Below are 26,892 nucleotides of genomic sequence, written 5' to 3' on the forward strand. Positions count from 1 at the left end.
TATACCATTCAAAACTTAAGAATATTTAAGGGATGAGAGATGATGGAAAAGATAACCAGGGATATGACCATCATGGATGTGGTCAATAAATATCCCCAAAGCATAAAGGTATTTTTCGAGCATGGACTTTTTTGCATCGGTTGCAACGTGGCTTATCGGGAGACGGTGGAGCAGGGGGCGATGGCTCATGGCTTGGACGTAAGCCAACTGATGGACAGGCTGAACGAGGCGATCAATAATCCCGAGCCGGCGGAGAAGAAGTAGTCTGATATCATTGTAAAAAGCAGCCTGTGAAGCAGGCTGCTTTTTTGTTTGACTTAAACTGAAGAATACCTTAAAATAAAAGACACAAACAGTAAAGGAGAGGCGGGTATGAAAAAAGTAAAAATACTTCTAATATCATTATTTCTGTTTCTGCCACCTGCTGCCGGTCTGACCCAGGTATTGGATGCGGAAGGCCGGGCCAAGGAGGTTGATCCGGTCAGGATATTGATGCTCCGAGCCGACAAGGCATATAACGATAAGGATTACGAGGGATCGGCCCAAGCCTACATAGCCCTGTTACAGCATAAGCCAGGTTACGGAATGGCCGCCTATAGCATAGCCTGCAACTACAGTTTGATGGACAAGAAAAAAGAAGCCATTAAATGGCTGGAAAAGGCGGTGGAATGGGGTTTTTACGGGTTTGAGAATGATACTGACCTAAATAACATCAGCAATACCGGACAATATAAGAAGATCCTGACCCGGGCCCGCAAGATGATAGCAGAATTGAGACCCAAGATTGCCAAGCCGGTGGTGGAACTGCCTCAGGACTATGACTCCACTAAAACCTATGGCCTGCTGGTATGCCTGCACGGTTACAGCGACAATCCCAGCTACTTCATCCAAACCCTGGCCGGAGTTCCCCAGCAGTTGGGCTATATTGTAGTGGCGCCTTATGGACTGGAAATCCTGGGCAAGGAGAGTTTTGGTTGGGGCAACTCGGTGGAAACAGAAAGGAACGTGCTGGCGGCCGTAAAAGAGGCACAGGCCAAGTATAGGATTGATCCCGCCAAGATAATACTAATGGGCTTTTCCCAGGGCGCATCCCGGACCTACTACACCGGCACAAAAAATGCCGGCCTTTTCAAGGGCATCATTCCTATAGCCGGGCGCTATGATTATGATTCAACAGTGGTCCAGTTCCTGCCCCGCAGCCGGGTGAACGGACTTAAAGTCTTTATCATGGTAGGGCAGCTGGATAATGAGAAGTTTATCAACGCTAACCAATTAGCAGTGAAGTTTTTCATGACGGCTGGGATCACGGTCAGTCTGAATGTCTACGCCGGAATTGGGCATACCCTGCTACCCAACAAAAAGGAGGAACTGCAGCGAGCCATCGAGTGGGTGGAGAAGTGATGAAAGTTTCCAAAGACTGCTGCGGCAAGCCGATGAGTTGATTGCCAAGCTAAACCAGGCTCTGCCCGAGGAATCGGCAAGAAATGATCCAGAATTTAAAAAGCCCGGTCCTTTTGGGACCGGGCTTTTTTTATAACTTATCTAAAACAGCCGACAGTTCGGCAACACTTTTAATAACCGGGCAGTCAACCGATCCTTGGCCTTCAGGGGAGATCCAAACCGCCCTGATCCCGGAGGCCCGGGCTCCCAGAATGTCGTTCTCCCAGCTGTCTCCCACATGAACCGTTTGCTGTTTATCGGCCCGCATTTCCTTCAAGGCCTTTTCAAATATCCTGGCATCGGGCTTGCGGATGATGGTCTCATCGGAGAACAGGGCACTCATAAAATATCTTAATATATCATAATCCCCCAGAAGTTCCCGGAGCGTGCTCCCCGGGGTTCTTCCGGTATTACATACCAATCCCATCTTGTAACCTCGTGAAGCCAGCTGGGCCAATGTCTCCCGGGCGCCTGCGATCAGCCGGGGCCGGAATTGCAGGACGGCTCCGGAGTATGCCTCTGCAATTGCCTGGAGCTCGCCTTGGTTCAGGGAGGACAATAGCCGGTGGTCTATCAGCCCAACAAAAAGCCGGACCTGATCGGGAAAGGCCAGGTCCCGGGCTTTATCCCATAAGACCGTACATTCCTGCCAGGTTTTTTGGTGGGCCCGGTATATGTCATTGATATCGATCCCAAGCTGCTTGCGGGATATCAAAGAATGAACGGCTCTCACCCGGTATTCTGTCCGGCTGCCGTCCAGTTCCGGCGAATCGGCGATCAGGGTCTCCCAGAGGTCAAAGGTGATGAACTGGTTCATGCTAGGCGAGCCCCTCCAGAACAGAGGTCAGGTCTGCGATCTCGGCTGTCTTCAGGGGGGCGGAGCCGGAGCTGAGGTTGAAAAGCAGCAGGGTGATGTCCTCAAAATCTGTCCGGCAGACGGAGTTGGCCTGATATTTTTTTACGGCCTCAAATATCCCCTTAAGCCGGTCCTGATTGTACCTAAAAGCCACGGCCAGGGCCGTGAAACTGGGATCGTTATCGGTCAGTTTCATCTCCTCGAAAATAACGGAGATCGGCCGCCCGGAGAGAAGCCGGTTATGGGCCTGATACTCCAGCTTGACCTGGGCGAAGATGGCATCGTTGGTGATCTCCGGGTTGAGCAGGCATCGGTCGCCGATGCTGTAGAAGAGGGATTTTATCTGATCCCCCGGGATGTTCAGTTTTTCAGCCAGTTCGGAGACCGCCTTCAGGCGCATCTGACGCAGGGCGCGGCTGGTGCGGTCGAATATCCGGAGCTTGGGCCCGAAACCGGGGATGGTCTTGATGGCCTGTTCGATCCGGTTGTAGATCTCCTCGTCGTTCCAATTCTCCCGCTTGATTCCGAACAGGGTCCTGCGGTCGATCCAGATATCAATGATGGATATCTCCTGCTGGTGCTCCTTGCCGTTCTGGATATTGGTCATGATGTTGGGCTTGTCCGGCATGGCGGCCGAGAATCCCGGTACCGAGGTCAGGGCACCCACCACTTCGAGCCCGAAGCCCTTGTCATTGCCGGAGGCCACGATTATAGCCTTGAAATGATCCGGGGCATGGGGGTGGATATAGCCCTGGGGGATCTTGATATCCTTTTCCTCGTCTATCATCAGCGGGACTATCTTGCGGCGGATCAGCTCCACCCCCGGGGTGGGGCCCAGGGTCTCCTTTTGCGAGGGGATCACCCGGATAGCTTCAGCCAGTTTATCCTGAAGGTCCGGGATTATCGGCTGGTCCTGCTGGTTGGTCATTTCCACATGAAAGACCGACAGTTTGTCGGCGGTGAAGTAGGCGTAATCGTCATAGCGGTGATTCTGGGATACCAGCTCATTTATCAGTCTCATCAACCGTTCGAAGGTAATGCTCTGTTCCTTGGTGATCACCGTCACTCCGGTCAGGGTCTTGCTGTTGTATGTCACTTGTTGGAAAGAAATCTCCAGCGAAGAATGCCCGGACCGGATGTTCTTCTTCATGACATAATTGCCCAGGATCTGATCGGCAATGGATCCCAGAGTGCGCTGGTTGATGTATGATTCATGCCGCGACATGAAAAACTTGAGGGCCTCGCCGCTGTCGCCCATGATCTCCTTCAGGTCATCGGCCGACAGTTTGCCCCGCAGCAGGTCGGTGACGGTGGTGAATGCGTAGAGCCTCCTGGCCTCCTGGCGCTGGAGGGTCCGTTTGGCGGCATCCTCCGAGGCGATGATGCTCAGCCTTTCCTGGATCTTGGCCCGGGCTATATCCAGGGCCTTCTGGGTCAAATGGGGGGGCAGTTCCACCTCCATCAACACCACCCCCAGCTTCTCCCGGTTTCTCCGCAGAATAAAGCCGTGGGTATAGGCAATGTTCAGGCCAGCCTCATGCACCGTCCCCAGGCAGGCGTCAGCCAGCCCGGCCCAGTCAGGGGCCAGCACACCGAACAACAGCGACGGCAGGTCGGTATGGCCCTTTTCCGCCGATACTTTCTCGGTGATCACATGGGACATCCCGGGCAGAACATCCTCCTCGCGCAACAGGCGTATCAGTATCGCCCTCTCCTGGGCGGTCAGCCTTCCGGCATAGGCGGTGCCTCGGGTTATCATCCGGTTGAAACCGGCTATCTGCCTGGGGGTCAGCGAAAGGTGGGACAGATAGGGAAAAATCTGTGCTAATTTCATAGAGTTCAATGATACCATCTTATATTTTAAAGTCAAGAAAAAACGGAAATTAAAAATCCTCCGGGCTTTTCCTTGGGGGCTTTTTTGCTTGATTTTTATGCCATTTTGGTGTATTCTTCTCAGGGGTTTTAGTTTCGTAATTGAATGACATATTTGTATTTAGGCCGAAATCAGAAACGATATAACATTTAAGGTGGTAAAACAGATGAATACCGATAAAGTAACCACCAGGACCCTGCTTAAAATGAAGCAAAAGGGCGAGAAGATAGCCAGCCTTACAGCCTACGATTATCTGACCGCCCGGCTGCTGGACGAGTGCGGGATAGACCTGATCCTGGTGGGCGACTCGGCGGCCATGGTCTTTGCCGGCTACGAGAACACCCTGCCCATAACCATGGAGGCCATGCTCTATCATACCGCCGCGGTCAAGCGGGGGGTCAAGCGGGCCATGGTGGTGGCCGACATGCCGTTCCTGTCCTATCAGACCTCCATCGCCGAAGCGGCCAACAATGCCGGGCGGTTCCTCAAGGAATCCGGGGCCGAGGCGGTCAAAATAGAGGGCGGCAGGGTGGCGGCCCCCATCGTCAAGAATCTAGTGGAGCGCGGCATCCCGGTGATGGGCCACCTGGGGCTGACCCCCCAGTCCATCCACAAGTTCGGGGGCTACCAGCTGCAGGCCAAGGACAAGGAATCAGCCGAGCGGCTGATGGCGGCGGCCAAGGCCCTGGAGAACGCCGGATGTTTCGCCATCGTGCTGGAGAAGATCCCGCACCAGGTGGCCAAAAAGGTCTCGGAGAGCCTGGCCATTCCCACCATCGGCATCGGGGCCGGGCCGCACTGCGACGGGCAGATCCTGGTGGTGGACGACATGGACGGCCGGTTCGAGGATTTCGTGCCCAAGTTCGTGCGGCAGTACGCCCACATAGCCAAGGACATGAGGCAGGCGTTCAAAGGGTACATCGGGGACGTCAAGGGGAAGAGTTTTCCGAATATGGAGGAGAGTTTTTCGGAGGAATGATCAGACCCCTCCCAACCCTCCCCCAATGGGAGAGGGATTATTCATGAGATATGAAGATAATTAAAACCATAAAACAAGTCAGACAGATCATTGCTCTGCAGAAGAAGCAGGGCAAGCGGATCGGCTTTGTGCCCACCATGGGGGCGCTGCACGAAGGTCACCTGTCGCTGATTCGGATGGCTAAGAAGCATTCCGACTTCGTGGTAGTCTCCATCTTCGTCAATCCCACCCAGTTCGGGCCCAAGGAAGATTACAAGAAATATCCAAGGAATCTGAAAAAGGATGCGGCGCTCTGTCAGACTGCCGGGGCCGACCTGATATTCTCGCCATCTCCGGAGGAGATATATCCCAAAGGCTTTTCCACCTACATCGATGTCGAGGGCCTGACCCAAGGGTTGTGTGGGGTCTCCAGGCCCGGGCATTTCAGGGGCGTGGCCACGGTGGTTGCCAAGCTGTTCAACATTGTTCAGCCGGATGCTGCGGTCTTCGGGCAGAAGGACGCCCAGCAATTGGCGGTGATCAGACGAATGACGGCGGACCTGGACCTGCCGGTGAAGATCATCGGCGCGCCCATAGTCCGGGAAGGGGACGGCCTGGCCATGAGCTCGCGCAATGCGTATCTGACGCTGGAAGAAAGGGCGGAAGCGCCGACGCTGTATAGGGCGCTGCTGAAAGCCAAAGCATTAGCGGACAGCGGACAGCGGACAGCGGGCAGGATAAAAGGCGAAATTAAAAAGATATTGTATCGCGATGCGCCGCTGGCGGAGATAGATTATATTGAAATAGTTGACAATGAAACGCTAAAGCCAGTTAAACAAATAAAAAAAAATACATTGATCGCTTTAGCAGTAAAGCTACCAAACGCAAGGTTGATTGATAATTTGGTGATAAAATGATGTGGTTCATTAATAATGGTTCTGATAGTACGGGCTTTTATTTCTACAGTTCATTAATTCAAGTAAAAGCTGCAATATTTTCAATCTATGGTCTGTTTATTGTTTTTAAAATACAAATGAGCAGTCAAATAATTGAAACATGCAAAAACTTCATTGCTTCTTCACAAGGTAATATTATTGCAGTTACTAAATTTGATGAAAGCAACATGGAAGACAAACAAAAATTTATTGATATTAAAAAAGAAGCGAAAAAAGCTACTAGTGGTTTTACTGAAATACATCATTACCAAAAATGGTTTGATAGCATAAAAGCAATCAACGAAATTAAGATCAACTATAAAATCCCCATGATATTACTTGTCATAGGCATGGTTATAGATTCATTAGCGTTATTATTTCAAAAAACTCTACAGCAAAAACCTTCTGTCGAAATGAGCTTATATATTGTCTCTATGACACTGTTTGTTATCGTATTGTGTTGGATTTATTACGGCATAACAAAAATATTGTCCACCAAGTAGTATTTCAAGTCATTGCATAATTGTTTATAACATAGAAAGGTCCCCATGTTTCGGATTCTCTGCAAATCCAAGATCCACCGCGCCACACTGACCGGGGCCAACCTGCACTACTCCGGCTCCATCGCCGTCGACGAAGCCCTGATGGAAGCGGCCGACATCCTGCCCAACGAGATCGTGCAGGTGGTGAATATCAACAACGGGAACCGCTTCGAGACCTATGTCATCAAGGCCCCGCGCAAGTCGGGCACCATCACCCTCAACGGGGCGGCGGCCCGGCTGGGCCTGGCCGGCGACAAGGTGATCATCATCTCCTCCTGCTACAAGGAGGACGCCGAGGCCAGAAAGCACCAGCCCAAGATAGTCTGCGTGGACGACAAGAACCGCATCGCCAAGAAGACCAAGCTATGACCCGGGACTGCATCTGCCTGATACTGGCGGCGGGCCAGGGAACAAGGATGAAGTCCGGCCTGGCCAAGGTCCTGCATCCGCTGTGCGGAAAGCCGCTGGTGGAGCACGTGGCGCGCTCGGCCCAAACGGCCGGGGTGGCCCGGACCGTGGTCATCGTGGGCCATCAGGCCGAACAGGTCAAAGAATCACTTAAAGGTCTGGAGGTCGAGTTCGTGCTGCAGTCCCCGCAGAAGGGCACCGGCCACGCGGTGATGCAGGCCCTGCCCATCATAGAAAAATTCGCCGGCGAACTGCTGGTGCTTTACGGCGACGTGCCGCTGATAAAACCGGCCACCATTGTCTCCCTGCTCAAAAAGCACCGGGAGGAGCGCAACGCCTGCACCATGCTAAGCACGATCATCGACCAGCCGGGGGGCTACGGCCGGATCATCCGCGACCAGGACGGCTCCGTATCAAAGATAGTTGAGGCCAAGGATGCCACCCCCGCCGAACTGTCCGTCAAGGAGATCAACCCGGCCATCTATTCCTTTGAAAATCAGAAGTTGGTAGAGGCCCTCTCACAGTTAAAGCCCAACAACAAGCAGGGCGAATATTACCTGACCGACGTGATCGGGATATTCAGAGCAAAAGGGATGAAGATCGCGGCCCAAATCGTGGCTGACAGCCGGGAGGTGCTGGGCATCAACACTCCGGAGGAACTGGCCGAGTGCGAGGAATACATTAGCAAGGGGAGATAGCTCCACTTATTGCTTTTGGTCATTGCGAGTTTAACGAAGCAATCCTCGGATGTCTTTTAGGATATGATACGCGAGTATTATTTCTATATACTGTCCAATAAATGGATCACGGTATTGTATACTGGCGTGACCAACAATCTTAAACGTCGTGTTGCGGAACATAAACAAAAGACTGAACTGATCATATGCATCAACCCAAAGTACATTGATCTATCATCGGAGTTATAAATAGCCCGGCGGGGATTGTTTCGTCGTTCCACTTGGCGGAACTCCCCGCAATGACTAAAAGGGAACACTAATCAAACAATATGACAACCACAGATTTTAAAAATCGCCCGGCCAAGGCCGGCCGTAACCGATACCTGCCACTGGCGGTGATGTTCCTGATCATCGTACTGGCGGTCATCGGCGGTTCGGTCTATCTGCGATGGCGGCAGAACCGGCAGGCCGATCTCAAGCAGAGAAAGGCCCAGATCAGGGTCGAGGTGCTCAATGGGACCAAGAAAAGCGGACTGGGACAGGAAGTGGCCCAGCAGCTGCGCAAAAGCGGCTTCGACGTGGTGGACATCGCCAACGCCGAGAACGACAGCTTCCCCGAGACGGTGGTGGTGGACCGGGCCGACGAAGGCCAGAGCAACGCTATTCTGGTGGCTGAAGAACTCGAATGCAAAAACATAATACCCCAACTAGAACCAACATCATTATTGGAGGTCACAGTAATAATTGGCCAAGATCATCTTAAAGAAAAGAAAAAAGGCTTCCTCGGCATCAGCTTCTGATGTCTTGAAGAAGAGGCCTGCAGCAAGGTCCAAGATCAAACCCGGCACCGCCAAGGCCAAGAGCCTGGCCCGGAAGAAACTGGCGGCGCCCAAAGCTAAAGCCCCGGCCAAGGTCCGGGTGGTCAGCCCCGGGCAACAGCTGGCCAGGGAGATCGCCCATCTGACCCTCAACAAGAAGGCCTTCGATGTGACGGTGCTGGACGTCAGGGGGCTTTCCACCGCCGCGGACTTTTTCGTGATCGCCTCAGGCGCCACCGACATCCAGATCCGGGCCATCCGCCGGGCCATCGAGGAGGGTCTGCAGCCCAAGGGCATCAAGGCCCTGCACATCGAGGGCGAAAAGACCGCCTCCTGGCTGCTGATGGATTACGTGGACGTGGTGGTGCACATCATGCAGCCCCGGGTGCGCGATTATTACAACCTGGAGGCCCTGTGGGGCGACGCCCCCAGGGAAGAAGTAAAGGATTAACGCCACTTATCAGTCATTGCGAATATGCTTCCCTGATAAACAGATGAAGCAATCCCTGTTATGTTAATTTTGCTTCTGATTTAAATCAGACATTTCAAATAGTGCGAAAAAAAAACATCATTGCGAGTCTGGGTTCTTTGCTGCACTAACGAAGCAATCTATTCACAATGTTTGGCAAAAAATATTTTATATATATTCTGGCCAGCAAGAAGAACGGTACTTTATATGTCGGGGTCACAAACGATCTTAAGCGTAGGGTGGCCGAACATAAAAATGGTTTTATTCCAGGGTTTACAAGAAAGTATAAAGTCGAACTGCTGGTCTATTTTGAAGCGTTTGATGAACCAAGGGCTGCTATCGCTAGGGAAAAACAGATAAAGGCTGGCTCAAGGGCAAACAAAGTAAGGCTTATCGAACGAGATAATCCAGATTGGATCGACCTGTTTGAAAAGATATAATACAAAGTTATTGTTTGTGGATTGCTTCGTTAGCTATATAAAATCATTCTCGCAATGACAGAATGGATTGCTTCACAAGTCAGGCAGGGCTGTCGTTTGCAATGACGAAAAAGAAGATTTATGATAAAAGACTACCTGCGTAAAAACATATCCCAAACCATCGAACAGATTCTGGGGGTCAATATCCCGTTGTCCGAGATCGGACTGGAGAAGCCCAAGCAGGAGGGGCACGGCGATTGGTCCACCAATATCGCCCTGAACCTGTCCAAAGGCCTGAAGGAGAATCCCCGGAAGCTGGCCGACAGGATCACGGCCTCGCTGAAGCTTGATCCCGAGCTGGTGTCCCAGACCGAGGTGGCCGGGCCGGGGTTCATCAATTTCAAGCTGGCCTCCGGCTGGCTGTACAGCGAACTGGTGACCCTGCTGGACAAAAAGAACTCTTTTGGCTGCTGCGACCACGGGAAAAGGGAAAAGGTACAGGTGGAGTTCGTCTCGGTCAACCCCACCGGGCCGCTGCACGTGGGCCACGGCCGGGGCGCTTTTGTGGGCGATGCCATCGCCCGGCTTTTGCAGTCCGTGGGCTACCAGGTCCATCGGGAGTATTACATAAACGACGCCGGCAACCAGATCGACAAGCTGGGCCGCTCGGTGCTGGCCCGCTTGAATCAGATCTGGGGCCGGCCCTTTGAATTTCCCGAGGGCGGCTATCAGGGCGAGTACCTCAAAGATTTCGCCGCCCAGCTGGATTCCGAGCAGGGCGCCCGGCTAAAAGCCCTTCCGCCCGACCAACTGCTGTCCGAGGCCACCAGGATCTCGCGGGACGGCATGCTGGAGAACCTGAAGCTGTCGTTAAAAGACCTGAAGGTGGAGTTCGATGAATGGTTCTCCGAGGTCGGCCTGGTGGGATCCGGGGCCATCAGCAGATCATTGGGAGAACTGAAGAAGAAGGGCTATCTCTACGATCAGGACGGGGCGCAGTTCTTCAAGGCCAGCGAGTTTGGCGACGAGAAGGACCGGGTGGTGATAAAATCCACCGGCGAGCACACCTACTTTGCGGCCGACATCGCCTACATGCTGAACAAGTTCGGCCGGGGGTTCAAAAGGCTGATCTACGTCTGGGGGGCCGACCACCACGGGGACGTTCCCCGCATGAAGGGCGCCGCTAAGGCCCTGGGGCACGATCCGGATTCGCTGGAGTTCATCCTGATGCAGATGGTCCGCCTGATCGAGGAGGGCCGGGAGGTCAAGTTCTCCAAGCGCAGCGGGGTGATAGTCACCCTGGACGAACTGCGGGACGAGGTGGGGCCGGACGTGATGCGGTATTTCTTTTTGATGCGGCGCAGCGAGAGCCAGTTCGATTTCGACCTGGACCTGGCCCGCAAGCACTCCGACGAGAATCCGGTATTTTACGTTCAGTACGCCCATGCCCGGATCTGCAGCATCATCGACCATGCCCGGGAGAAGGGCATCGCCCGGACCAAGAGCGATCTGAGCTTACTCAAGGAGAAGGAGGAGATAAACCTTATCAAGGCCCTGCTGGAATTTCCCGGGGTAGTGCTGGGGGCGGCCCTGGCCCGGGAGCCGCACCGCCTGCCCACCTACCTGCAGGACCTGGCCGGGGTGTTCCATACTTTTTATCACCAGCATCGGGTGGTGACCGACGATGCCGGGCTGACCCAGGCCCGGCTGGACCTGTGCGACGCCGCCAGGATCGTGTTTGCCAACGGGCTGAGTTTGCTGGGGGTCAGCGCCCCGGAGAAGATGTGACCACCCCTTCTATCCCCTCCTTGAGTAAGGAGGGGAACGTGGGGTGGTTGGAAAAATGATGAAATTCAAAACCGATTACCTCGGCCACGATGCCCTTTACTGGCGCAGAAAAGAATCGGGGGCGCCCGGCTGGGATGATGAACAGACCTGGCAAACCTGGCGCAAGGAAATACTTGATCTTATCGCCTCCGATGGTTTCCCGCGCTCCGGGAAGATCCTGGAGCTGGGCTGCGGAGCCGGGAATGTTTCGCTGCTGCTTGCGGAAAAAGGCTATCAGGTATGCGGCATTGACATTGCTCCGACCGCAATAGAATGGGCCAGGGAGAAGGCCTTCAACGCGAAATTAAAGGCAAACTTTGAAGTCGGTGATGTTACGAAGCTTGGAAGGTGGGAGGATGGGACTTTTGATATCGTGATGGACGGGCATTGCCTGCACTGCATAATCGGGCAAGACAGGGCTGAAGTGCTGAAAGAAACATACCGGGTATTGAAACCGGGCGGGATATTCTATGTAAGCACCATGTGCGGGGAGCCCAAGGAACCGGAAGTAGTTAAAATGTTCGACGCCGAGACCCGGTGCATGGTTTGGGATGGAGTGGCCCGGAGGTATGTCGGGAAACCGGAAGATATTTTAAGGGAAGTCGAAGGGATGGGATTCAAGATCGTAAGGCATGAGGTGCAGGCAGGCAAGGATACAGAAGATAATCTGATGCTGCAGGCAAAAAAATAACTGGATTCCCGTCGGAGTTTATACTGAAATGTAATGAAGTGCGGGAATGACAAGAAGGGAATAATGCGCTACAAAGATGCGGGCGTCAACATCGACGCCGGGACCGAATCGGTCCAAAGGATAAAAAAACTGGTCCGCTCCACCTTCACCAGGAACGTGCTGACCGACATCGGCGGCTTCGGCGCCCTGTTCGACGGCTCGCTGAAGGGCTACCGGGAACCGGTGCTGGTCTCCTCCTGCGACGGGGTGGGCACCAAGCTCAAAGTGGCCCTGATGGCCAACAGGCACGACACGGTGGGCCAGGACCTGGTCAACCACTGCGTCAACGACATCCTGGTGCAGGGGGCGCGGCCGCTGTTCTTCATGGATTACGCCGCCTTCGGGCGGCTGGATCCCAGGATCCTGGAGCAGGTGGTAAAGGGCTTTGCCAAGGCCTGCCAGGAGAACGGCTGTTCGCTGATCGGCGGGGAGACCGCCGAGATGCCGGGCATGTATGCCGTCGGCGATTACGACCTGGCCGGGTTCATCGTCGGCGTGGTGGAGAAGAAGAAGCTGATCACCGGAAGGAACATCAAACCCGGCGACGCGGTGATAGGCCTGTCCACCAACGGATTGCAGACCAACGGATATTCGCTGGCCCGCAAGATCCTCTTTGAAAAATGCAGATACCAGACCAATACCTATCTTCCGGAAATAAAATCCACCGTGGGTGAAGCCCTGCTCAAGGTTCACCCGTCCTTCCTGGGGCCGGTCTCTCCGCTGATGGATAAGGGCCTGATAAAGGGCATGGCCCATATCACCGGAGGCGGTTTCTTGGACAACATCCCCCGGGTCCTGCCGGAGAAATGCGGGGTGGAGATTTCTCTCGGCTCCTGGCCGGTCCTGCCGATATTCGATCTTCTGCAGAAGAAAGGCAATGTTCCATTAGATGATATGTACCGGACATTCAACATGGGGATAGGGTTTGTGATGATAGTGGCCGAGCGGGATGTGAACGAAACGTTAAAAATGTTGAAAAAGTTTAAAACGTTCAAACCGTACGTGATCGGCCGGGTGGTGAAGGGGGCTAAAAAGGTAGTTTTAAAGTAAATCATGTAATGTTTTTATAAAAAATCAACGGAAGAAAGTTATTATTTATGGGACATGAAGAACAATTCATAAGAGCTTTTATTATTAAGGAAAAGAAAGAAAGGTATTTAACTTTATTGCAAACTCAGAAGGGTAGGCATAAAATAACCAGGCGCTTAGCTCACAGTTCTGATATTGATAATAAATGCATTCGTTTAATTCCCAATCATGAACAAACACCCAATAAAATATATAAAATATTGAAACAAAGAAATGCCCCCGAAATATGCCATGTGATTTCAGAAGATGTTAAAATTGATAATAAAGATTTGCCGTTGGAAGAAGCTTTGGTAAATATAATTGGCAAAGGGTCAGGTACAATTTTGTCATGCATCCCTGGCCAATTGGGATACTACGAAGGTGAAGATCAAAATGAAAGATATATTATATCTTTAAAATGAGTTGTTCTTAGGCTAAAGAAATATTAATACCTTTATGCGTTGCTAAAAAATATAATTATGAAGATCCTCGTCAACGAAATAGCCCAGGAGATCGCCACCGGTTCGCTGGCGTCCGATGCCGCGCGGCTTTACAAGAACAACGCCGATCTGTTCATCCGCAACGGCTTCCCCTGCGGCCGGGACGTCAGGCTGGAGGACGGCGACCGGCTGGTGCTGATCAAAAAGGGCGAGATGCCCAAACGCGAGGAGCTGGAACATCTGCTGATGGCCCGGCATACTCCCGGCGTCCACGATCGGCTGAAGAACGCCACGGTGGGCATCGCCGGGTGCGGCGGGCTGGGATCCACCGCGGCCGTGGCCCTGGCCCGGGCGGGGATCGGCAAACTGATCATCGCCGATTTCGATGTGGTTGAGCCGTCGAACCTGAACCGCCAGCAGTATTTCGTGGAGCACATCGGCCAGCCCAAGGTGGAGGCCCTTAAGGAGATCATCCTCAAGGCCAATCCCTTTGCCGAAGTGGAATGCCATCAGGTGCGCATAACCCCGGACAATGTGTCCCAGCTATACAAAACGGCCGATGTGATCGTGGAAGCCTTCGACCTGGCCGACCAGAAACTGATGCTGGCCGAGGCGGTCCAGAAACAGATGCCGGACAAACCCCTGGTGATCGGCAATGGCATGGCCGGCTGGGGCGACAACAATCTTTTAAGGACCCGGAAAGTGGGAAATATCCACATCTGCGGCGACGAGGTCAGCGAGGCCGGGCCGGGCATGGGCCTGATGGCGCCCCGGGTGGGCCTGGCCGCCTGCATGGAGGCCAACCAGGCGCTGGAGATCCTGCTGGGGCCGGATCCCAGGATCCAGAGCTTCGTCGAACAGGAAAAACAAAATCTTTTGAATATAAAACAACCCAAAGGGGAAAGATGCTGAAGGTCAACGGGCAGGACCATCCCTGGCATCCGGGGCTGACCGTGGCCCTGCTGTTAAAGGAAAAGAATTACATATTTCACGCCATCATCGTCAGGGTCAACGACAAATACGTTCCCGGCGAGGATTACGATAAAACAGCCGTCAACCAGGGCGACGACGTCCAGGCCATCCATCTGATAACCGGCGGCTGATTCTGTCATGCGTTCTTTCATGATCTTCATATTCATCTCCCTGGCCATCCTGATCTACGCCCTGGTCAATTTCTATATCTTTTCCAAGGGGTGGCAGTCGCTGGACGGCGTCCGCCGGGAATGGCGGCTGGCCTATGGGGTGGTCTTCATCGCCCTTGCCCTGTCGTTCATAGCCGGACGATTCTTGGAGAGGGCCGGCAGCAGCGTTTTTACCGATATTTTGGTATGGACGGGCTCGTTCTGGCTGGCGGTGATGCTGTACGGCTTTCTGGCCTCGGTGCTGTCCGATATCCTGCTCTTGGCGGCAAATCTGTTTAAGGTTAAGACACTCCAGTTTCTGCTGACCGGAGCAGCTTGGAAACTATGGACATTCCTTGTCACGGCCGGGCTGATACTGATCATCACCCTGGCCGGGTTCTTCAACGCCTGCAATGTCCGGGTCAAAAAGCTGGAGATAAATATCCCCAAGAATGCCGGGCAGTTCAAAGAATTGAACATCACCATGGCCTCGGACATCCACCTGGGCACCATCATCGGCAACGGACGGCTGGGAAGGCTGGTGGACAAGATCAACGCCACCGATCCCGACCTGGTGATCCTGGCCGGGGACATAGTGGACGAGGACATCGGGCCGGTGATCCGCCGGGACATGGGCAAGAAGCTGAAAGAGATACAAGCCCGCTACGGGGTGATCGGCATCACCGGCAACCACGAGTATATCGGCGGGGTCAAGAAGGCGGTGGAATACCTGGAGGCCCACGGCATAAAAATGCTGATGGACGACAAGGTGCTGATCGCCGATGCTCTATGGATAGTGGGCCGCAAGGACCGCAGCGGGGCCAGGTTCGACGGAAGCCCCAGAAAGCCGTTGAAAGATATCCTCTCCGGCCTCGATCAAAATTTGCCGGTGATCCTGCTGGACCACCAGCCCTTCGCTCTGGAAGATGCCGTGTCCAACGGCGCCGACCTTCAGCTGTCGGGCCACACCCATCACGGACAGCTATGGCCGCTGAACCTCATCACCAACCGGGTCTATGAAAAAAGCTGGGGATATCTGAAAAAAGGAAGTACCCATTATTATATCTCCAGCGGGGCCGGCACCTGGGGGCCGCCGGTGCGGATCGGGAACAGCCCGGAGATCGTCAGCCTCAAGATCAGTTTCAATAAATAAATACCTTCAGGAATTTTCAGACAGATGCTATCAGACCAATTCGGCAGAAAAGTGAACTACCTCCGGGTGTCGGTCACCGACCGCTGCAACCTGCGTTGCCGCTACTGCATTCCCCAGGATGGCGTATCGTTGAAAAAGCACGATGATATGCTGAGCTTCGAGGAGATCGAGACCATCGTCCGGGCCGGGGTGGAGCTGGGCATCAACAAGGTGCGCCTGACCGGCGGCGAACCACTGTTGCGAAAGGGCTTTCCGGAGCTGGTGAAAAAACTGGCGGCCATCGAGGGCCTCAAGGACCTGGCCCTGACCACCAACGGCATTTTGCTGGGGCCCCTGGCCCGGGAACTGAAGCAGGCCGGCATCAAGCGGGTCAACGTCAGCCTGGACACCCTTAAGCCCGAAAGGTTCAAACAGATGACCGGCAGCGACCAGTGGCAGCAGGCCAAAGAGGGGTTCGAGAAGGCCCTGACGGCGGGCTTTGAACAGGTGAAGCTCAATGTGGTGGCGATAGCCGGCTATAATGACGACGAGGTGGAGGACTTCGTCAAATATGCCATGGACAAGCCGATACAGCTTCGGTTCATCGAATTCATGCCGGTGGGCAATAAATTTTGGGAGAAGGGCAAACAGCTGAATTCAAAGCAGCTGATAGAGCGGATATCAAAAATCACCGCCATCGTTTCGCTGCCTCCTTTGAAAAATTCGGTCGCCGAGGAATATCAGATAGTGGGCAGCCCGGCCACCCTGGGGTTCATCTCCCCCCTGTCGCATTCCTTCTGCCGCGGCTGCAACCGTCTGCGCCTGACTGCCGACGGTTTCCTGAAGCCCTGCCTGGCCTCGAAATACGAGGTCAACATCAAGGTCCCGGTCAGGGCCGGGCACGCCGGCAACGAACTGCGGCGGGTGTTCTACGAGGCCATGCGGCTGAAACCAAGGGCCCATAAGATGGACCAGGGATTCTCGGACAATATCCGGCATATGGCCGAGGTGGGAGGATGATGAAAAATGAAAAATGAAGAATCAAAAATCAAAAGTATTGTCAAATTGTCTCATGTTGGCTCCAATGGCCAGGCCCGGATGGTGGACGTCACCGAAAAAGAAAGGACCCGACGGATGGCCGCGGCCTCCGGCCGGGTGAAGATGAAGCCGGCCACCCTCGATCTGATCATAAAAAATCGCATCGCCAAGGGCGATGTGCTGGGCGTGGCCAGGATCGCCGGGATCCAGGCTGCCAAGCGGGCCCATGAGCTGATCCCGCTGTGCCACCCGCTGGGGCTGACCCAGGTGGATGTCGAGTGCCGGGTGAATAAAATAAAATCTTTGGTTGAAGTAACCAGCACTGTGTGCTGTGCCGACCGCACCGGGGTGGAGATGGAGGCCCTGACCGCGGCGGCGGTGGCCTGCCTGACCATCTACGACATGGCCAAGGCGGCGGACAAGGGGATGGTGATCTCGGATGTCAAACTGCTGGTGAAGCGGGGCGGGAAGAGCGGGGATTGGAGAAGGGATTGAAAGTCCCCTCTGGGGAAAAGACCACCCCGCATGTCATCCGCGATGTATTGAGGAAGATATTGTAGGGGCGTTCGGTCGAACGCCCGGACCCCTCCCTGCCCTCCCCGATGCGGAGAGGGAAATTAAATTTAAAATAATGGGCAAAATAATATCCATAAATATCAGCACCCGCAAGGGAGAGAAGAAGACCAGCGTTCAATCAGCTGTTCTTAAAGAGAACCACGGGATAGTGGGCGATGCCCATGCCGGGGACTGGCACCGCCAGGTGAGCCTGTTGGCGGCGGAGAGCGTGGACAAGATGCGGGGCAGGGGGATCGAACTGCACCCCGGCGATTTCGCCGAGAACCTGACCATCGAGGGGATTGACCTGAAAGGTTTGAAGATCGGGCAGAGGCTGAAGATCGGTTCGGAGGCAATTTTGGAGATAACCCAGATCGGCAAGGAGTGCCATAACGGCTGCGCCATAAAACGGCTGGTGGGAGACTGCGTGATGCCGCGGGAGGGCGTGTTTGCCAAGGTGATAAAAGGTGGGGAAATTAAAATTGAAGATAAAATAGAGGTTATTTGATTATGTGGATATCACAATTAAAAATGAACAATATAAGGTCTTTTGCGGAATTTGATTATACTTTTTCTAATGGGATAAATCTTTTTGTTGGTAAAAATAACTCTGGTAAATCTACAATTCTAAGAGCACTTTATACTATTCAAGATTCAGACACTATTAAAGGTGATGATTCAAGAAAATTAACTAAAAATGGGTTTATTCAGGTCGTTGTAGAAAATATTTCACATTTCGTACATGCACCGGGTTCCCAAGTTAATGGATTAAAGATAACCCAAAATTATTCCGACACACAAAGGGTGGGACCCAAAGTTACAGACAAAGATAACCCAGGTCATTCACTTGCTGCTACACCTTTTAAAAATTCTGAACCGGATAATATTATTTATCCTTTATTTTCAAAAAGAAAAAATAAAACCTACGCGCAAAGTATAAATGATAACTCAACAAAAATTATCAGTGGTGATTTTACAAATATTGTTTCCATTATTAATTCAATTATTGGCACAGATTTGCCTATTAGAAATGAATTTATAGAATCGTTTAAAAATATTTTTGAGTATGAAATAGCTACATTTTCTTACGGGAATGGAATGGATGCTGGTTTGGCTGTGACACGTTTTGATAATATTATTCTCGAAAATATGGGGGAAGGTGTTGCACAGATATTAGGTTTATTGGCAATTTTATGTCGCGCAGAAGATAAGATTATTATGATTGAGGAACCAGAAAATGACTTGCATCCTGGGGCTTTAAAAAAGTTGTTGGAAAAGATTATCGATAAAGCTACTACAAATCAATTTTTTATAACTACTCACTCTAATATTGTTGCTAAATATCTTGGTAAATCTAAAGACATTAAAATATTTCATATAAAAAACGAAATAAAAGAGAGAATTCCTTTATCAACAGTTGATGAAGTGAAATCGAACGAAGATAAAATAAGATTGTTAGAAGATTTGGGATATGAATTACAGGATTTTGATATTTGGGATGGGTGGTTATTCCTAGAAGAATCTACAGCAGAAAGGATGATTTGCGAGTATTTCATACCGTTATATGCACCAAAACTTAAGAATAAAGTAAAAACCGTATCATGTATGGGTAATTCACATGTCGAAAATAGATTTGAAGCATTTTACAGCAATTTTTTATATACGCACCTTACTCCGGTTTATGAAAATAAAGCTTGGGCAATAATTGATGGCGATGAAAAAGGCAAGGTGATTGTCGATGCATTGAGAGCTAAATATAAAAAATGGAAACCCGAACATTTTGACTATTTTATTAAGGATGCTTTTGAATTCTATTATCCTGAAATATTTCAGGATGAAGTAAAAAGAGTACTGGCAATTAAAGATTTTAAGTCATCTTGTGACGAAAAAACAAACCTGCTGGTTAAGGTTTTAGAGTGGTCTGAAAGTAATAAAGATGAGGCAAAAAAGCATTTCGATTTTGTTGCGATAGATGTTATAGAAAAATTACAAATGATTGAAAAGAGTTTGTTTGGATAATGGCTAAAATTAAAATCGCCATCATTACAGTCTCTGATAAAGGCGCGGCTGGACAGCGGGAGGACCTTTCCGGCCCGGCCATCAAAGAAATGCTATCCGGCCTGGATGCCGAGATCGTGGCCGCCGAGATCATCCCCGATGAGCGGATACTGATTGCCGAAAGGCTGATACACCACGCCGACAAGGCCTGCTGCGACCTGATCCTGACCACCGGGGGCACCGGCTTTTCCCCGCGGGACGTCACTCCCGAGGCCACCCTGGAGGTGATAGACCGCCCGGTGCCGGGCATCCCCGAGGCCATGCGGGCGGCCTCTTTGGGCAAGACCCCGATGGCCATGATCTCCCGGGCGGCGGCCGGCATCCGGGGCCGGACCCTGATCATCAACCTTCCCGGCAGCGTCAAGGCGGTCAGGGAGAACCTGGAGGTGATCCTGCCGGTGCTGCCCCATGCCATCGAGATACTGCGGGGAGCGGGCGGCGAGTGCGGCAACCAATCGAACGGCAAGAAAAGAGGGATATTAAAATAACCACCGAAACACGGAGGTCCTGAAAATACTAAAAATGCATTCAACCCTGTTGTTAGGTTAATCCCGTTTTTGTAAATTCAGTGTCTCTGTGGTGAAACATATTAAACGGTAAGAAATAAAATCGGAATATAAATTGCGAGGTGAACCCATGGCCATGGACAAGACCACTTCCCAGCACAACCGCTGTTCCTTCTGCGGAAGGGCCGCCAGCGAGGTGGCCCACCTGATAGACGGCCGGGAGGCCGCCATCTGCGGGGACTGCGCCATAATCTGCAGCGACATCCTGAGCAAGGAGAAGAAGATCAACGGCTTCCTCACCAAGGAGGAACTGCCCATTCCGGTGGAGATCAAGGCGGTGCTGGACGAGTACGTCATCGGGCAGGACCGGGCCAAGAAGGCCCTGGCGGTGGCGGTCTACAATCACTACAAGAGGATACTCTGCGCCGGCACCAATCCCGAGGTGGAGCTGGACAAGAGCAACATCCTGGTGATCGGGCCCACCGGCACCGGAAAGACCATGCTGGCCCAGACCATGGCCCGCCTGCTCAAGGTGCCGTTCGCCATCGCCGACGCCACCACCCTGACCGAGGCCGGATACGTGGGAGAGGACGTGGAGAATATATTGGTCCGGCTGCTGCAGTCGGCCAATTACGATTTGAAGAAAACAGAGATCGGCATCGTCTACATCGACGAGATAGACAAGATCACCCGCAAGTCCGAGGGGCCGTCCATCACCCGCGACGTCTCCGGCGAGGGGGTCCAGCAGGCCCTGCTCAAGATCCTGGAGGGCACCCTGGCCCACGTGCCGCCCCAGGGCGGCCGGAAACATCCCGAACAGCCGCTGGTGCCGGTGAACACCAAGAACATCCTGTTCGTCTGCGGCGGGACCTTCGACGGGCTGGAGAAGATCATCAGCTCCCGGATCGGCACCAAGAGCCTGGGCTTCGGGGCGGAGCTGCGGGAGAAGGGCAAGGTGCCCATCGGAGAGGTGCTGGCCAAGGTCCAGCCGGACGACCTGCTGAAGTTCGGGCTGATCCCGGAGCTGATCGGGCGCCTGCCGGTGATCTGCACCCTGAACGACCTGGACAAGGAAGCCATGATAGATATCCTCACCAAGCCCAAGAACGCCCTGGTCAAGCAGTACCAGACCTACTTCAGCCTGGAGGGGGTGGAGCTGGAGTTCCTGCCCGAGGCCCTGGAGGCGGTGTCCGAGGAGGCCCTGAAGCGCAACACCGGGGCCCGGGGCCTGCGCGCTGTTCTGGAGGGGACCATGCTGGACATCATGTACCAGCTGCCATCCAACAAGAACATCGCCAAGTGCATCATCGGGCGGGAGGTGGTGGTGGGCAAGCAGCAGCCGCGGTACATCATGAAGGACGAGCAGGAGGCGGCCGCCTGAGCATTGTTTATTGCTAACGTAGTGCGACACAGACCCGCTTCTTTAATTGTCATTCCGGGCTTGACCCGGAATCCAGTATTTTGTCTTTCCGGATCCCTGCCGGAGTCCGCACTGAATGCAATGAAGCGTAGGAATGACGGTCTTTGGCACCACAATTGAATCCTATGGATCCTGTCCATTTGATCTCCGCCTGGCCGAGCTGTGAAACATCATACAAAGGAATATATAATGAAGAAGAACACCGTGGTCATCGGGGCCCAGTGGGGGGACGAGGGCAAGGGCAAGATCGTCGACCTGCTGGCCCGACAGGCCGATGCGGTGGCCCGATTCCAGGGAGGGGCCAACGCCGGGCACACCGTCAAGGCGAATGGCCGGGAATTCGTGCTGCATCTGCTGCCGTCGGGCATCGTCCATCCCAAAAAGCTGTGCTTCATCGGCAACGGGGTGGTGCTGGATCCCCAGAGCCTGATGGAGGAGATCGCCCAGGTGAGGTCCCAGGGAATAAAGGTCGAGGGCCGGCTGAAGATCAGCCCGCTGTGCAACCTGACCATGCCCTATCACAAGATGCTGGACCGGGCCCGGGAATCGCAGGGCCCCGGCGCCATCGGAACCACCGGCCGCGGCATCGGCCCCAGCTACATCGACAAGGTTGGCCGTCTGGGCATCAGGCTGGGGGACCTTCTGCAGTTCGATGCCTTCGCCCATAAGCTCAAGGAGAATCTCAAAGAAAAGAATTTCCTGCTCAAAAATTATTACCGGGCCTCGCCGGCATCCTATGACGCCATCATCAGGGAATACCGCAAATATCCGGCCCTGCTCAAGCCCTACCTGGCCGACGTCTCCCTGCTGCTGAACCAGCTGATGGCCTCGGGAAAAAAGGTGCTGTTCGAGGGGGCCCAGGGCACTTTCCTGGACATCGATTTCGGCACCTATCCCTTCGTCACTTCGTCCTCCACCATATCGGGCGGAGCCTGCACCGGGCTGGGCATCGGGCCGGCAGGGGTGGGCAGCGTGCTGTTGGTGGCCAAGGCCTACACCACCAGGGTGGGTAACGGACCATTCCCCGCCGAGTTCGACCCCCGGATGGCGGATTTCATCCGGCGAAAGGCCGGCGACGAGTTCGGCCGGACCACCGGACGCCCCAGGCGTTGCGGCTGGTTCGATGCGGTGATGATCAAACGGGCGGTGCAGGTCAACGGTGCGGACCAGATGGCGGTCACCAAGCTGGACGTGCTGGACGGGATCAAAAAGTTGAAAATAGCGACCTCCTACGGGATCAAGGGCGGGGGCTATCCCTGGACCACCGAGGAGCTGGCCCGTTGCCGGGTGAGATACATCACCCTGCCGGGCTGGGACCAGCCCACCGGGGGGGTCCGCAGCTACGCCAAACTGCCAGCCAACGCCAAAAGATACCTGCAGACCATCGAAAAGCTCACCGGGGCCAAGATCTCCATCGTCTCGGTGGGCCCGGATCGCGAAGCCACCATCCTTAGGGCATAGGGTGGTCACTTTATTTGCTTGACCTGATGGGTTTTTTATTGTAAAATCAACAGATTCCGTTAAAAGCACGATATTTTGACTCAAGAGCCAGTAGCTCAGCCGGCAGAGCACCGCCCTTTTAAGGCGGGAGTCATGGGTTCGATTCCCATCTGGCTCACCACTTCGGTCATCAATAATCTCTATATGGAGGTGTAAAATGGCGCCTCAGGATGTTTTGAAAAAGGTAGTCCTGTTCAAATACCTTTCGCCCGCCGAGCTGGAATCGCTGGAGAGCAAGCTGGAGAAGCGGAAGGTCGCCAAGGACACGGCGATATTCCAGGAGGGGACCGCCGGCAACGAGATGTACCTGATCACCAGCGGAGAGGTGGAGATCAGCATCAAGCGAAACGATTCCAAGCTGGTGCTGGCCGAACTGGGGGAGAGCTCCTTCTTCGGGGAGATGGCCCTGATCACCGACAAACCCCGCACTGCCACCGCCACCGCCGCCATCGACAGCGAGATCTACGCCCTGTCCAAGGAGGAGTTCCAGAGGCTGCTGATGAAGGAGCCCCAGCTCTCCGCCCGGATGCTGCTGGCCATCTCCGAGATCCTGTGCGACCGGATCCAGTCCACCAACGAGAACCTGGAGACCTATTTCCTGATCAACCGGGCGATCGTTGACAACGAGCAGTTCCGCCGGCTGTACATCCACAGCCACGTAAAATAATCCAATCATAAAATGATGTCCCCATCGACTAGCGGTTAGGTCACCACTCTTTCAAGGTGGCGGCACGGGTTCGAATCCCGTTGGGGACGCCATTTTTTGTGCCCTGCCATCGCCTTGGATCCAGCGGTTTGGTGTTTCCCCTTGATCGGTGCCCGGTGTGATCTCGAACCAAGCCGTTGGGCGCCAAGGATAAAAAAAAATAAAAAGCACTTGACAACCGGCCTGGTAAATTGCTATTATTAGCCCTGAATTAAGACCTGATGAAATATATTTTAAATATATTCAAGCTTTAAGGAGGTGAGGGACCGGTATTCCTAACTCTGTAGGGTTATCTTAGTTCACTAAACAATAGTGTTTCCCTAAACAAACGGCACCATATATTGTAGTGCCGGGCGTATCAAATGAAGATAATCTAAATTAACCAACACAATTTAGGAGGTCAAACAAAATGAAGCGAATTGTATCGGTATTCGCGGTTCTGATGATGGTAGCCGGTCTGGCTATGGCAACCCCCTCGATGTACGGAAGCACCGGACTGGTAAGGACCATTGCTCCCGACAACTGCGGCCCGATGAGCTTCGGGATCGGTTTTCGCGGGTTCCTCTCCATGGGCGATTATGACACCAACTTTTCCTGGATGAACATCGATATGGTTCCCATGGGCAACCTTGCCTTCAACGACATGCTGGAGCTGTCGATCGCCCCGACCTACACTTTCAATCAGTGGTCCATGACCACCCCGGACACCTCCGCCTGGAGAAGCGGCTCCAAGGACACCCGGATCGGCCTGAAGGCCACCTTCCTGCGGGGAGAGGGCTTCAACATGGGCGCCTATCTGGGATACGACTACCGCTGGAACAAGAAGTTCAGCGGATATTATGCCTGGGTCGATGAGGCTTGGGAGAAGGATTCCAATTACACTCCGACCGGCGCGATCCATTTCACCCTGATCCCCGGTTACAACGCCGGCAACTTCAAGGCCCACCTCAACCTGGGCATGGCCATGAACCTGGACAAGTATGATTTCGGTGATGGCGTCAACAGGATCTATCCGAACATCGGGATCCCGTTCGGTCTGGGCCTGTCCTACAACGCCGGCATGGTGACCCCGTTCCTGGAAGTCACCGGCAAGGCCGGCATCGACACCAGCAAATACCTGCAGGTTACCGACACCGGGTTTGACAGCATCAGCCGCGGCATCATGAACAATCCCTTCTGGGTCACCGGCGGACTGCGCTTCGACTTCGGTTCCATCAAGATGGATCTGGGCGGCGAAATGAACATGCAGACCGACGACTCCACCATCCTGAATCCGACCATGACCCGTCAGTTGGACTGGCAGGTGTTCATGGGCCTGGCCTACACCAAGTGCAACCTTGGTCCCAAGGTCCCGGCCACCGCTATCATCTCCGGCAAGGTCACCGACAAGGCCGGCAAGGGCCTGGCCGCCATGGTCATGGCCGGCGGCATCACCGCCAACACCGACCCGGCCACCGGCGCCTACACCCTGAGCGGCGTGCTGATCGACAAAGCCCCGGTGGAGATCAAGGCCGACGCCAAGGGTTACATCGCCAAGCAGGCCTCCATCATGCTAAGCAAGAAGAACAAGAAGGTTCCTGCCATGCAGGACTTCACCCTGGAGCTCAAGCCCATTCCGCCCAGCGAGATCACCGGCAACATAATCGACTACAAGACCGGCAAACCGGTGCCCACCACCTTGGCCTTCAAGGATGCCAAGGGCAAGGTTCAGACCGTCACCACCAACGAAAAGGGCGCCTACACCATCAAGCTGGAGCCTGGCAAGTATGATGTGGTGGCTACCGCCGAAGGCTATAAAACCAGCAACTTCGTGGTTAACGCCGCCGACGGCAAGCCGGTATCCAAGAACGCCGGCCTGGTCAAGATAAAAGAGAAATTCACCTTTAACAACATCAACTTTGCCACTGGCAAGGCCGTCATCACTCCGGAGATCGAGACCGCCCTGCAGCCCCTGCTGAAGGTGCTGTTGGACAACCCGGACCTGAAGGTCGAGATCGGCGGACACACCGACGCCATCGGTTCCATGACCGCCAACCGCAGGCTGTCCCAGGCCCGGGCCGACGCAGTGGTGGCTTGGCTGATCACCCAGAACGTCAAGTGCCAGATGACCTCCAAGGGTTACGGCGAGGACAAACCCATCGCCAGCAACAAGACCAAGGCTGGACGGGCCGAGAACCGCCGCATAGAGATCGACGTAGTCGAATAACCGGAATATCCGACCCAAAAAAGACCCGCAGAAATGCGGGTCTTTTTATTTTGCTTAAAAGGAAAGAGGCGACCTGTGAATCGCCTCTACACAATTGTGTCATTCCCGCGAAGGCGGGAATCCAGTGGAAACCTGCCGCTTTATGGGGCAAGCCCAGCACTTTCTTATAAGTGCCCATAGCCCCTCTGCAAGCGTTTACTCCGAAGAAAGCTGGGGATGATCCCCGCCGTGGCGGTGGGGGTCTGCGGCGGTTGAACGTGTTCGAAGGGAATCAACAAATAATCTGGATTCCCGCCTTCGCGGGAATGACATGCCTGCCTTCGTCAACCTGTCCGCAAATGGGTTATTACGCAATGATTATCTTTTGCCTTTCTTGATTTTCTTGGACTGCTGCCAGAGGGCCTCCATCTCGTCCAGCGAAACTTCCTTGAAGGACTTCTTTGACTTTTTAAGGGACCTTTCGATGTGCTGGAAACGGGAGGTGAACTTGTCTATGGTCCCGCGCAAAGCCCCTTCGGGATCCACGTTGAGAAAGCGGGAGAGGTTCACCAGGGTGAAAAGAATATCGCCCAATTCATCGGTGATCTCCTTTTTTCGCCCACCGGCGTAGGCCCGGGAGAATTCCTCCAGCTCCTCCTCCAGCTTGGCGAAGGCCCCGTCGATATGCTCCCAGTCGAAGCCCAGCCGGGCGGCCTTGTCCTGTATCCTATGGGCCTTGAGCAGGGCCGGCAGGTGCTTGGGCACCCCGTCCAGGGCCGAGGGGCGGTCCTTTTTCTTCTCCCGGTACTTTATCTCCTCCCAGTTGAGCAGGACCTCGGCGGCGTCCTTGACCTTGGTCTTGGCGAATATATGGGGATGGCGGCGGGTCATCTTCTCCATCTGTCCGGCGATCACCTCTTGGATGCCGAACAATCCGGCCTCCCGGGCTATCTGGGCATGGAAGATCACCTGGCCCAGCAGGTCTCCCAGTTCCTCCTGAAGTTTCTTCGGGTCGTTCTCCTCGATGGCCTCCACCACCTCATAGGCTTCCTCGATGATGTACGGCTTCAGGGTGCGGTGGTCCTGGGCCCGGTCCCAGGGGCAGCCGCCCGGCGCCCGCAGGCGGGCGAACAGGGAGACCAGGTCGTTAAAGGTTTGTTTACTAGTTAGTTTACTGTTGACTGGTTTAAGGTTAGTTTTGATTTGCATTT

General features: G+C 53.8%; 29 protein-coding genes and 2 tRNA genes. 28 read left to right on the forward strand and 3 right to left on the reverse strand.

Annotation, left to right across the window (positions count from 1 at the left end):
* Window positions 1-42 precede the first annotated feature (42 nt).
* Together A2273_10495 and A2273_10500 are read left to right on the forward strand one after the other, a co-directional pair.
* Window positions 43-264, forward strand: a complete 222-nt coding sequence (locus A2273_10495; GenBank protein OGF09045.1) for a disulfide oxidoreductase — start codon at window positions 43-45, stop codon at window positions 262-264.
* Window positions 265-372: 108 nt separating this feature from the next.
* Complete coding sequence (locus tag A2273_10500; protein ID OGF09046.1) at window positions 373-1,401, forward strand: hypothetical protein; 1,029 nt, start codon at window positions 373-375, stop codon at window positions 1,399-1,401.
* 130 nt (window positions 1,402-1,531) lie between these two features.
* Here the strand turns inward: A2273_10500 and A2273_10505 are convergent, their stop codons facing one another.
* Entirely contained in the window at window positions 1,532-2,257 is a 726-nt protein-coding gene (locus A2273_10505) for a hypothetical protein (GenBank protein ID OGF09047.1), read from the reverse strand.
* A 1-nt stretch (window position 2,258) separates the two neighbouring features.
* Window positions 2,259-4,130: a hypothetical protein gene (locus tag A2273_10510; GenBank protein OGF09048.1), complete on the reverse strand. Its 1,872-nt coding sequence runs from the start codon at window positions 4,128-4,130 to the stop codon at window positions 2,259-2,261.
* A gap of 205 nt (window positions 4,131-4,335) precedes the next feature.
* Between A2273_10510 and A2273_10515 the strand changes: the two genes are divergently transcribed.
* The 26 genes from A2273_10515 (at window position 4,336) to A2273_10640 (ending at window position 25,702) form a co-directional block, all read left to right on the forward strand.
* Window positions 4,336-5,148 carry a 3-methyl-2-oxobutanoate hydroxymethyltransferase gene (locus A2273_10515; GenBank protein ID OGF09049.1) on the forward strand — a complete coding sequence of 271 codons (813 nt, stop codon included), beginning with the start codon at window positions 4,336-4,338 and terminating at the stop codon, window positions 5,146-5,148.
* A gap of 50 nt (window positions 5,149-5,198) precedes the next feature.
* On the forward strand, window positions 5,199-6,044 hold the full coding sequence (locus A2273_10520) for a pantoate--beta-alanine ligase (protein ID OGF09050.1): 846 nt from the start codon (window positions 5,199-5,201) through the stop codon (window positions 6,042-6,044).
* On the forward strand, window positions 6,041-6,565 hold the full coding sequence (locus A2273_10525; GenBank protein OGF09051.1) for a hypothetical protein: 525 nt from the start codon (window positions 6,041-6,043) through the stop codon (window positions 6,563-6,565). Before A2273_10520 ends, A2273_10525 begins: the two co-directional genes overlap by 4 nt.
* A 45-nt stretch (window positions 6,566-6,610) precedes the next feature.
* Window positions 6,611-6,973 (forward strand): aspartate 1-decarboxylase, encoded by a 363-nt coding sequence (locus A2273_10530; protein OGF09052.1) that lies wholly within the window; start codon window positions 6,611-6,613, stop codon window positions 6,971-6,973.
* Window positions 6,970-7,710, forward strand: coding sequence for a hypothetical protein (locus tag A2273_10535; GenBank protein ID OGF09053.1), 741 nt, complete (start codon window positions 6,970-6,972; stop codon window positions 7,708-7,710). The genes A2273_10530 and A2273_10535 overlap by 4 nt, the downstream gene beginning before the upstream one ends.
* A 308-nt stretch (window positions 7,711-8,018) precedes the next feature.
* Complete coding sequence (locus tag A2273_10540; GenBank protein OGF09054.1) at window positions 8,019-8,489, forward strand: hypothetical protein; 471 nt, start codon at window positions 8,019-8,021, stop codon at window positions 8,487-8,489.
* 118 nt (window positions 8,490-8,607) lie between these two features.
* Complete coding sequence (locus tag A2273_10545) at window positions 8,608-8,958, forward strand: ribosome silencing factor (GenBank protein OGF09148.1); 351 nt, start codon at window positions 8,608-8,610, stop codon at window positions 8,956-8,958.
* 167 nt (window positions 8,959-9,125) lie between these two features.
* On the forward strand, window positions 9,126-9,416 hold the full coding sequence (locus A2273_10550) for a hypothetical protein (protein OGF09055.1): 291 nt from the start codon (window positions 9,126-9,128) through the stop codon (window positions 9,414-9,416).
* A 120-nt stretch (window positions 9,417-9,536) separates the two neighbouring features.
* Entirely contained in the window at window positions 9,537-11,183 is a 1,647-nt protein-coding gene (locus A2273_10555) for an arginine--tRNA ligase (GenBank protein ID OGF09056.1), read from the forward strand.
* A gap of 58 nt (window positions 11,184-11,241) precedes the next feature.
* Window positions 11,242-11,913 carry a hypothetical protein gene (locus A2273_10560; GenBank protein OGF09057.1) on the forward strand — a complete coding sequence of 224 codons (672 nt, stop codon included), beginning with the start codon at window positions 11,242-11,244 and terminating at the stop codon, window positions 11,911-11,913.
* 63 nt (window positions 11,914-11,976) lie between these two features.
* Complete coding sequence (locus A2273_10565; GenBank protein OGF09149.1) at window positions 11,977-13,002, forward strand: phosphoribosylformylglycinamidine cyclo-ligase; 1,026 nt, start codon at window positions 11,977-11,979, stop codon at window positions 13,000-13,002.
* Window positions 13,003-13,049: 47 nt separating this feature from the next.
* Window positions 13,050-13,442 (forward strand): hypothetical protein, encoded by a 393-nt coding sequence (locus A2273_10570; protein OGF09058.1) that lies wholly within the window; start codon window positions 13,050-13,052, stop codon window positions 13,440-13,442.
* A 57-nt stretch (window positions 13,443-13,499) separates the two neighbouring features.
* Window positions 13,500-14,372 carry a thiamine biosynthesis protein ThiF gene (locus A2273_10575; protein ID OGF09059.1) on the forward strand — a complete coding sequence of 291 codons (873 nt, stop codon included), beginning with the start codon at window positions 13,500-13,502 and terminating at the stop codon, window positions 14,370-14,372.
* Window positions 14,366-14,563 (forward strand): thiamine biosynthesis protein ThiS, encoded by a 198-nt coding sequence (locus tag A2273_10580; GenBank protein ID OGF09060.1) that lies wholly within the window; start codon window positions 14,366-14,368, stop codon window positions 14,561-14,563. Before A2273_10575 ends, A2273_10580 begins: the two co-directional genes overlap by 7 nt.
* 7 nt (window positions 14,564-14,570) lie before the next feature.
* Entirely contained in the window at window positions 14,571-15,734 is a 1,164-nt protein-coding gene (locus A2273_10585; GenBank protein ID OGF09061.1) for a hypothetical protein, read from the forward strand.
* Window positions 15,735-15,758: 24 nt separating this feature from the next.
* A complete protein-coding gene (locus A2273_10590) occupies window positions 15,759-16,733 on the forward strand; it encodes a cyclic pyranopterin phosphate synthase MoaA (protein OGF09062.1) in 975 nt (324 codons plus the stop codon).
* Window positions 16,734-16,769: 36 nt separating this feature from the next.
* Complete coding sequence (locus A2273_10595) at window positions 16,770-17,246, forward strand: molybdenum cofactor biosynthesis protein C (protein ID OGF09150.1); 477 nt, start codon at window positions 16,770-16,772, stop codon at window positions 17,244-17,246.
* Between the two features lie 136 nt (window positions 17,247-17,382).
* A complete protein-coding gene (locus A2273_10600; GenBank protein OGF09063.1) occupies window positions 17,383-17,814 on the forward strand; it encodes a molybdenum cofactor sulfurase in 432 nt (143 codons plus the stop codon).
* Between the two features lie 2 nt (window positions 17,815-17,816).
* Window positions 17,817-19,325 carry a hypothetical protein gene (locus A2273_10605; protein ID OGF09064.1) on the forward strand — a complete coding sequence of 503 codons (1,509 nt, stop codon included), beginning with the start codon at window positions 17,817-17,819 and terminating at the stop codon, window positions 19,323-19,325.
* On the forward strand, window positions 19,325-19,852 hold the full coding sequence (locus tag A2273_10610) for a molybdenum cofactor biosynthesis protein (GenBank protein OGF09065.1): 528 nt from the start codon (window positions 19,325-19,327) through the stop codon (window positions 19,850-19,852). The genes A2273_10605 and A2273_10610 overlap by 1 nt, the downstream gene beginning before the upstream one ends.
* 154 nt (window positions 19,853-20,006) lie before the next feature.
* The gene (locus tag A2273_10615) at window positions 20,007-21,251 is read left to right on the forward strand and encodes an ATP-dependent protease ATP-binding subunit ClpX (protein ID OGF09151.1); all 1,245 of its coding nucleotides are present in this window, start codon (window positions 20,007-20,009) and stop codon (window positions 21,249-21,251) included.
* Window positions 21,252-21,479: 228 nt separating this feature from the next.
* Window positions 21,480-22,751, forward strand: a complete 1,272-nt coding sequence (locus A2273_10620) for an adenylosuccinate synthase (protein ID OGF09066.1) — start codon at window positions 21,480-21,482, stop codon at window positions 22,749-22,751.
* Window positions 22,752-22,835: 84 nt separating this feature from the next.
* Window positions 22,836-22,911, forward strand: a tRNA-Lys gene (locus tag A2273_10625).
* Between the two features lie 117 nt (window positions 22,912-23,028).
* Window positions 23,029-23,457, forward strand: coding sequence for a hypothetical protein (locus tag A2273_10630; protein OGF09152.1), 429 nt, complete (start codon window positions 23,029-23,031; stop codon window positions 23,455-23,457).
* Between the two features lie 17 nt (window positions 23,458-23,474).
* Window positions 23,475-23,549: transfer RNA gene (locus tag A2273_10635), tRNA-Glu, on the forward strand.
* Window positions 23,550-23,905: 356 nt separating this feature from the next.
* Window positions 23,906-25,702 carry a hypothetical protein gene (locus tag A2273_10640; protein OGF09067.1) on the forward strand — a complete coding sequence of 599 codons (1,797 nt, stop codon included), beginning with the start codon at window positions 23,906-23,908 and terminating at the stop codon, window positions 25,700-25,702.
* 357 nt (window positions 25,703-26,059) lie between these two features.
* On the opposite strand, the gene A2273_10645 is transcribed toward A2273_10640, so the two are convergent.
* A complete protein-coding gene (locus A2273_10645) occupies window positions 26,060-26,824 on the reverse strand; it encodes a nucleoside triphosphate pyrophosphohydrolase (GenBank protein ID OGF09153.1) in 765 nt (254 codons plus the stop codon).
* Between the last annotated feature and the right edge of the window lie 68 nt (window positions 26,825-26,892).

The sequence above is a fragment of the Candidatus Edwardsbacteria bacterium RifOxyA12_full_54_48 genome (assembly GCA_001777915.1).
GTDB lineage: Bacteria > Edwardsbacteria > AC1 > AC1 > EtOH8 > UBA2226.

Excerpts from the sequence above, each read along its gene's own strand:
- A2273_10530 (OGF09052.1), top strand. The coding sequence starts at position 6,611 with ATGTTTCGGATTCTCTGCAAATCCAAGATCCACCGCGCCACACTGACC.
- A2273_10580 (OGF09060.1), top strand. The coding sequence starts at position 14,366 with ATGCTGAAGGTCAACGGGCAGGACCATCCCTGGCATCCGGGGCTGACC.
- A2273_10600 (OGF09063.1), top strand. The coding sequence starts at position 17,383 with ATGGGCAAAATAATATCCATAAATATCAGCACCCGCAAGGGAGAGAAG.
- A2273_10535 (OGF09053.1), top strand. The coding sequence starts at position 6,970 with ATGACCCGGGACTGCATCTGCCTGATACTGGCGGCGGGCCAGGGAACA.
- A2273_10505 (OGF09047.1), bottom strand. The coding sequence starts at position 2,257 with ATGAACCAGTTCATCACCTTTGACCTCTGGGAGACCCTGATCGCCGAT.
- A2273_10525 (OGF09051.1), top strand. The coding sequence starts at position 6,041 with ATGATGTGGTTCATTAATAATGGTTCTGATAGTACGGGCTTTTATTTC.
- A2273_10620 (OGF09066.1), top strand. The coding sequence starts at position 21,480 with ATGAAGAAGAACACCGTGGTCATCGGGGCCCAGTGGGGGGACGAGGGC.
- A2273_10640 (OGF09067.1), top strand. The coding sequence starts at position 23,906 with ATGAAGCGAATTGTATCGGTATTCGCGGTTCTGATGATGGTAGCCGGT.
- A2273_10560 (OGF09057.1), top strand. The coding sequence starts at position 11,242 with ATGAAATTCAAAACCGATTACCTCGGCCACGATGCCCTTTACTGGCGC.
- A2273_10510 (OGF09048.1), bottom strand. The coding sequence starts at position 4,130 with ATGAAATTAGCACAGATTTTTCCCTATCTGTCCCACCTTTCGCTGACC.
- A2273_10590 (OGF09062.1), top strand. The coding sequence starts at position 15,759 with ATGCTATCAGACCAATTCGGCAGAAAAGTGAACTACCTCCGGGTGTCG.
- A2273_10565 (OGF09149.1), top strand. The coding sequence starts at position 11,977 with ATGCGCTACAAAGATGCGGGCGTCAACATCGACGCCGGGACCGAATCG.
- A2273_10605 (OGF09064.1), top strand. The coding sequence starts at position 17,817 with ATGTGGATATCACAATTAAAAATGAACAATATAAGGTCTTTTGCGGAA.
- A2273_10550 (OGF09055.1), top strand. The coding sequence starts at position 9,126 with ATGTTTGGCAAAAAATATTTTATATATATTCTGGCCAGCAAGAAGAAC.
- A2273_10585 (OGF09061.1), top strand. The coding sequence starts at position 14,571 with ATGCGTTCTTTCATGATCTTCATATTCATCTCCCTGGCCATCCTGATC.
- A2273_10495 (OGF09045.1), top strand. The coding sequence starts at position 43 with ATGGAAAAGATAACCAGGGATATGACCATCATGGATGTGGTCAATAAA.
- A2273_10570 (OGF09058.1), top strand. The coding sequence starts at position 13,050 with ATGGGACATGAAGAACAATTCATAAGAGCTTTTATTATTAAGGAAAAG.
- A2273_10610 (OGF09065.1), top strand. The coding sequence starts at position 19,325 with ATGGCTAAAATTAAAATCGCCATCATTACAGTCTCTGATAAAGGCGCG.
- A2273_10520 (OGF09050.1), top strand. The coding sequence starts at position 5,199 with ATGAAGATAATTAAAACCATAAAACAAGTCAGACAGATCATTGCTCTG.
- A2273_10515 (OGF09049.1), top strand. The coding sequence starts at position 4,336 with ATGAATACCGATAAAGTAACCACCAGGACCCTGCTTAAAATGAAGCAA.
- A2273_10540 (OGF09054.1), top strand. The coding sequence starts at position 8,019 with ATGACAACCACAGATTTTAAAAATCGCCCGGCCAAGGCCGGCCGTAAC.
- A2273_10575 (OGF09059.1), top strand. The coding sequence starts at position 13,500 with ATGAAGATCCTCGTCAACGAAATAGCCCAGGAGATCGCCACCGGTTCG.
- A2273_10500 (OGF09046.1), top strand. The coding sequence starts at position 373 with ATGAAAAAAGTAAAAATACTTCTAATATCATTATTTCTGTTTCTGCCA.
- A2273_10615 (OGF09151.1), top strand. The coding sequence starts at position 20,007 with ATGGACAAGACCACTTCCCAGCACAACCGCTGTTCCTTCTGCGGAAGG.
- A2273_10555 (OGF09056.1), top strand. The coding sequence starts at position 9,537 with ATGATAAAAGACTACCTGCGTAAAAACATATCCCAAACCATCGAACAG.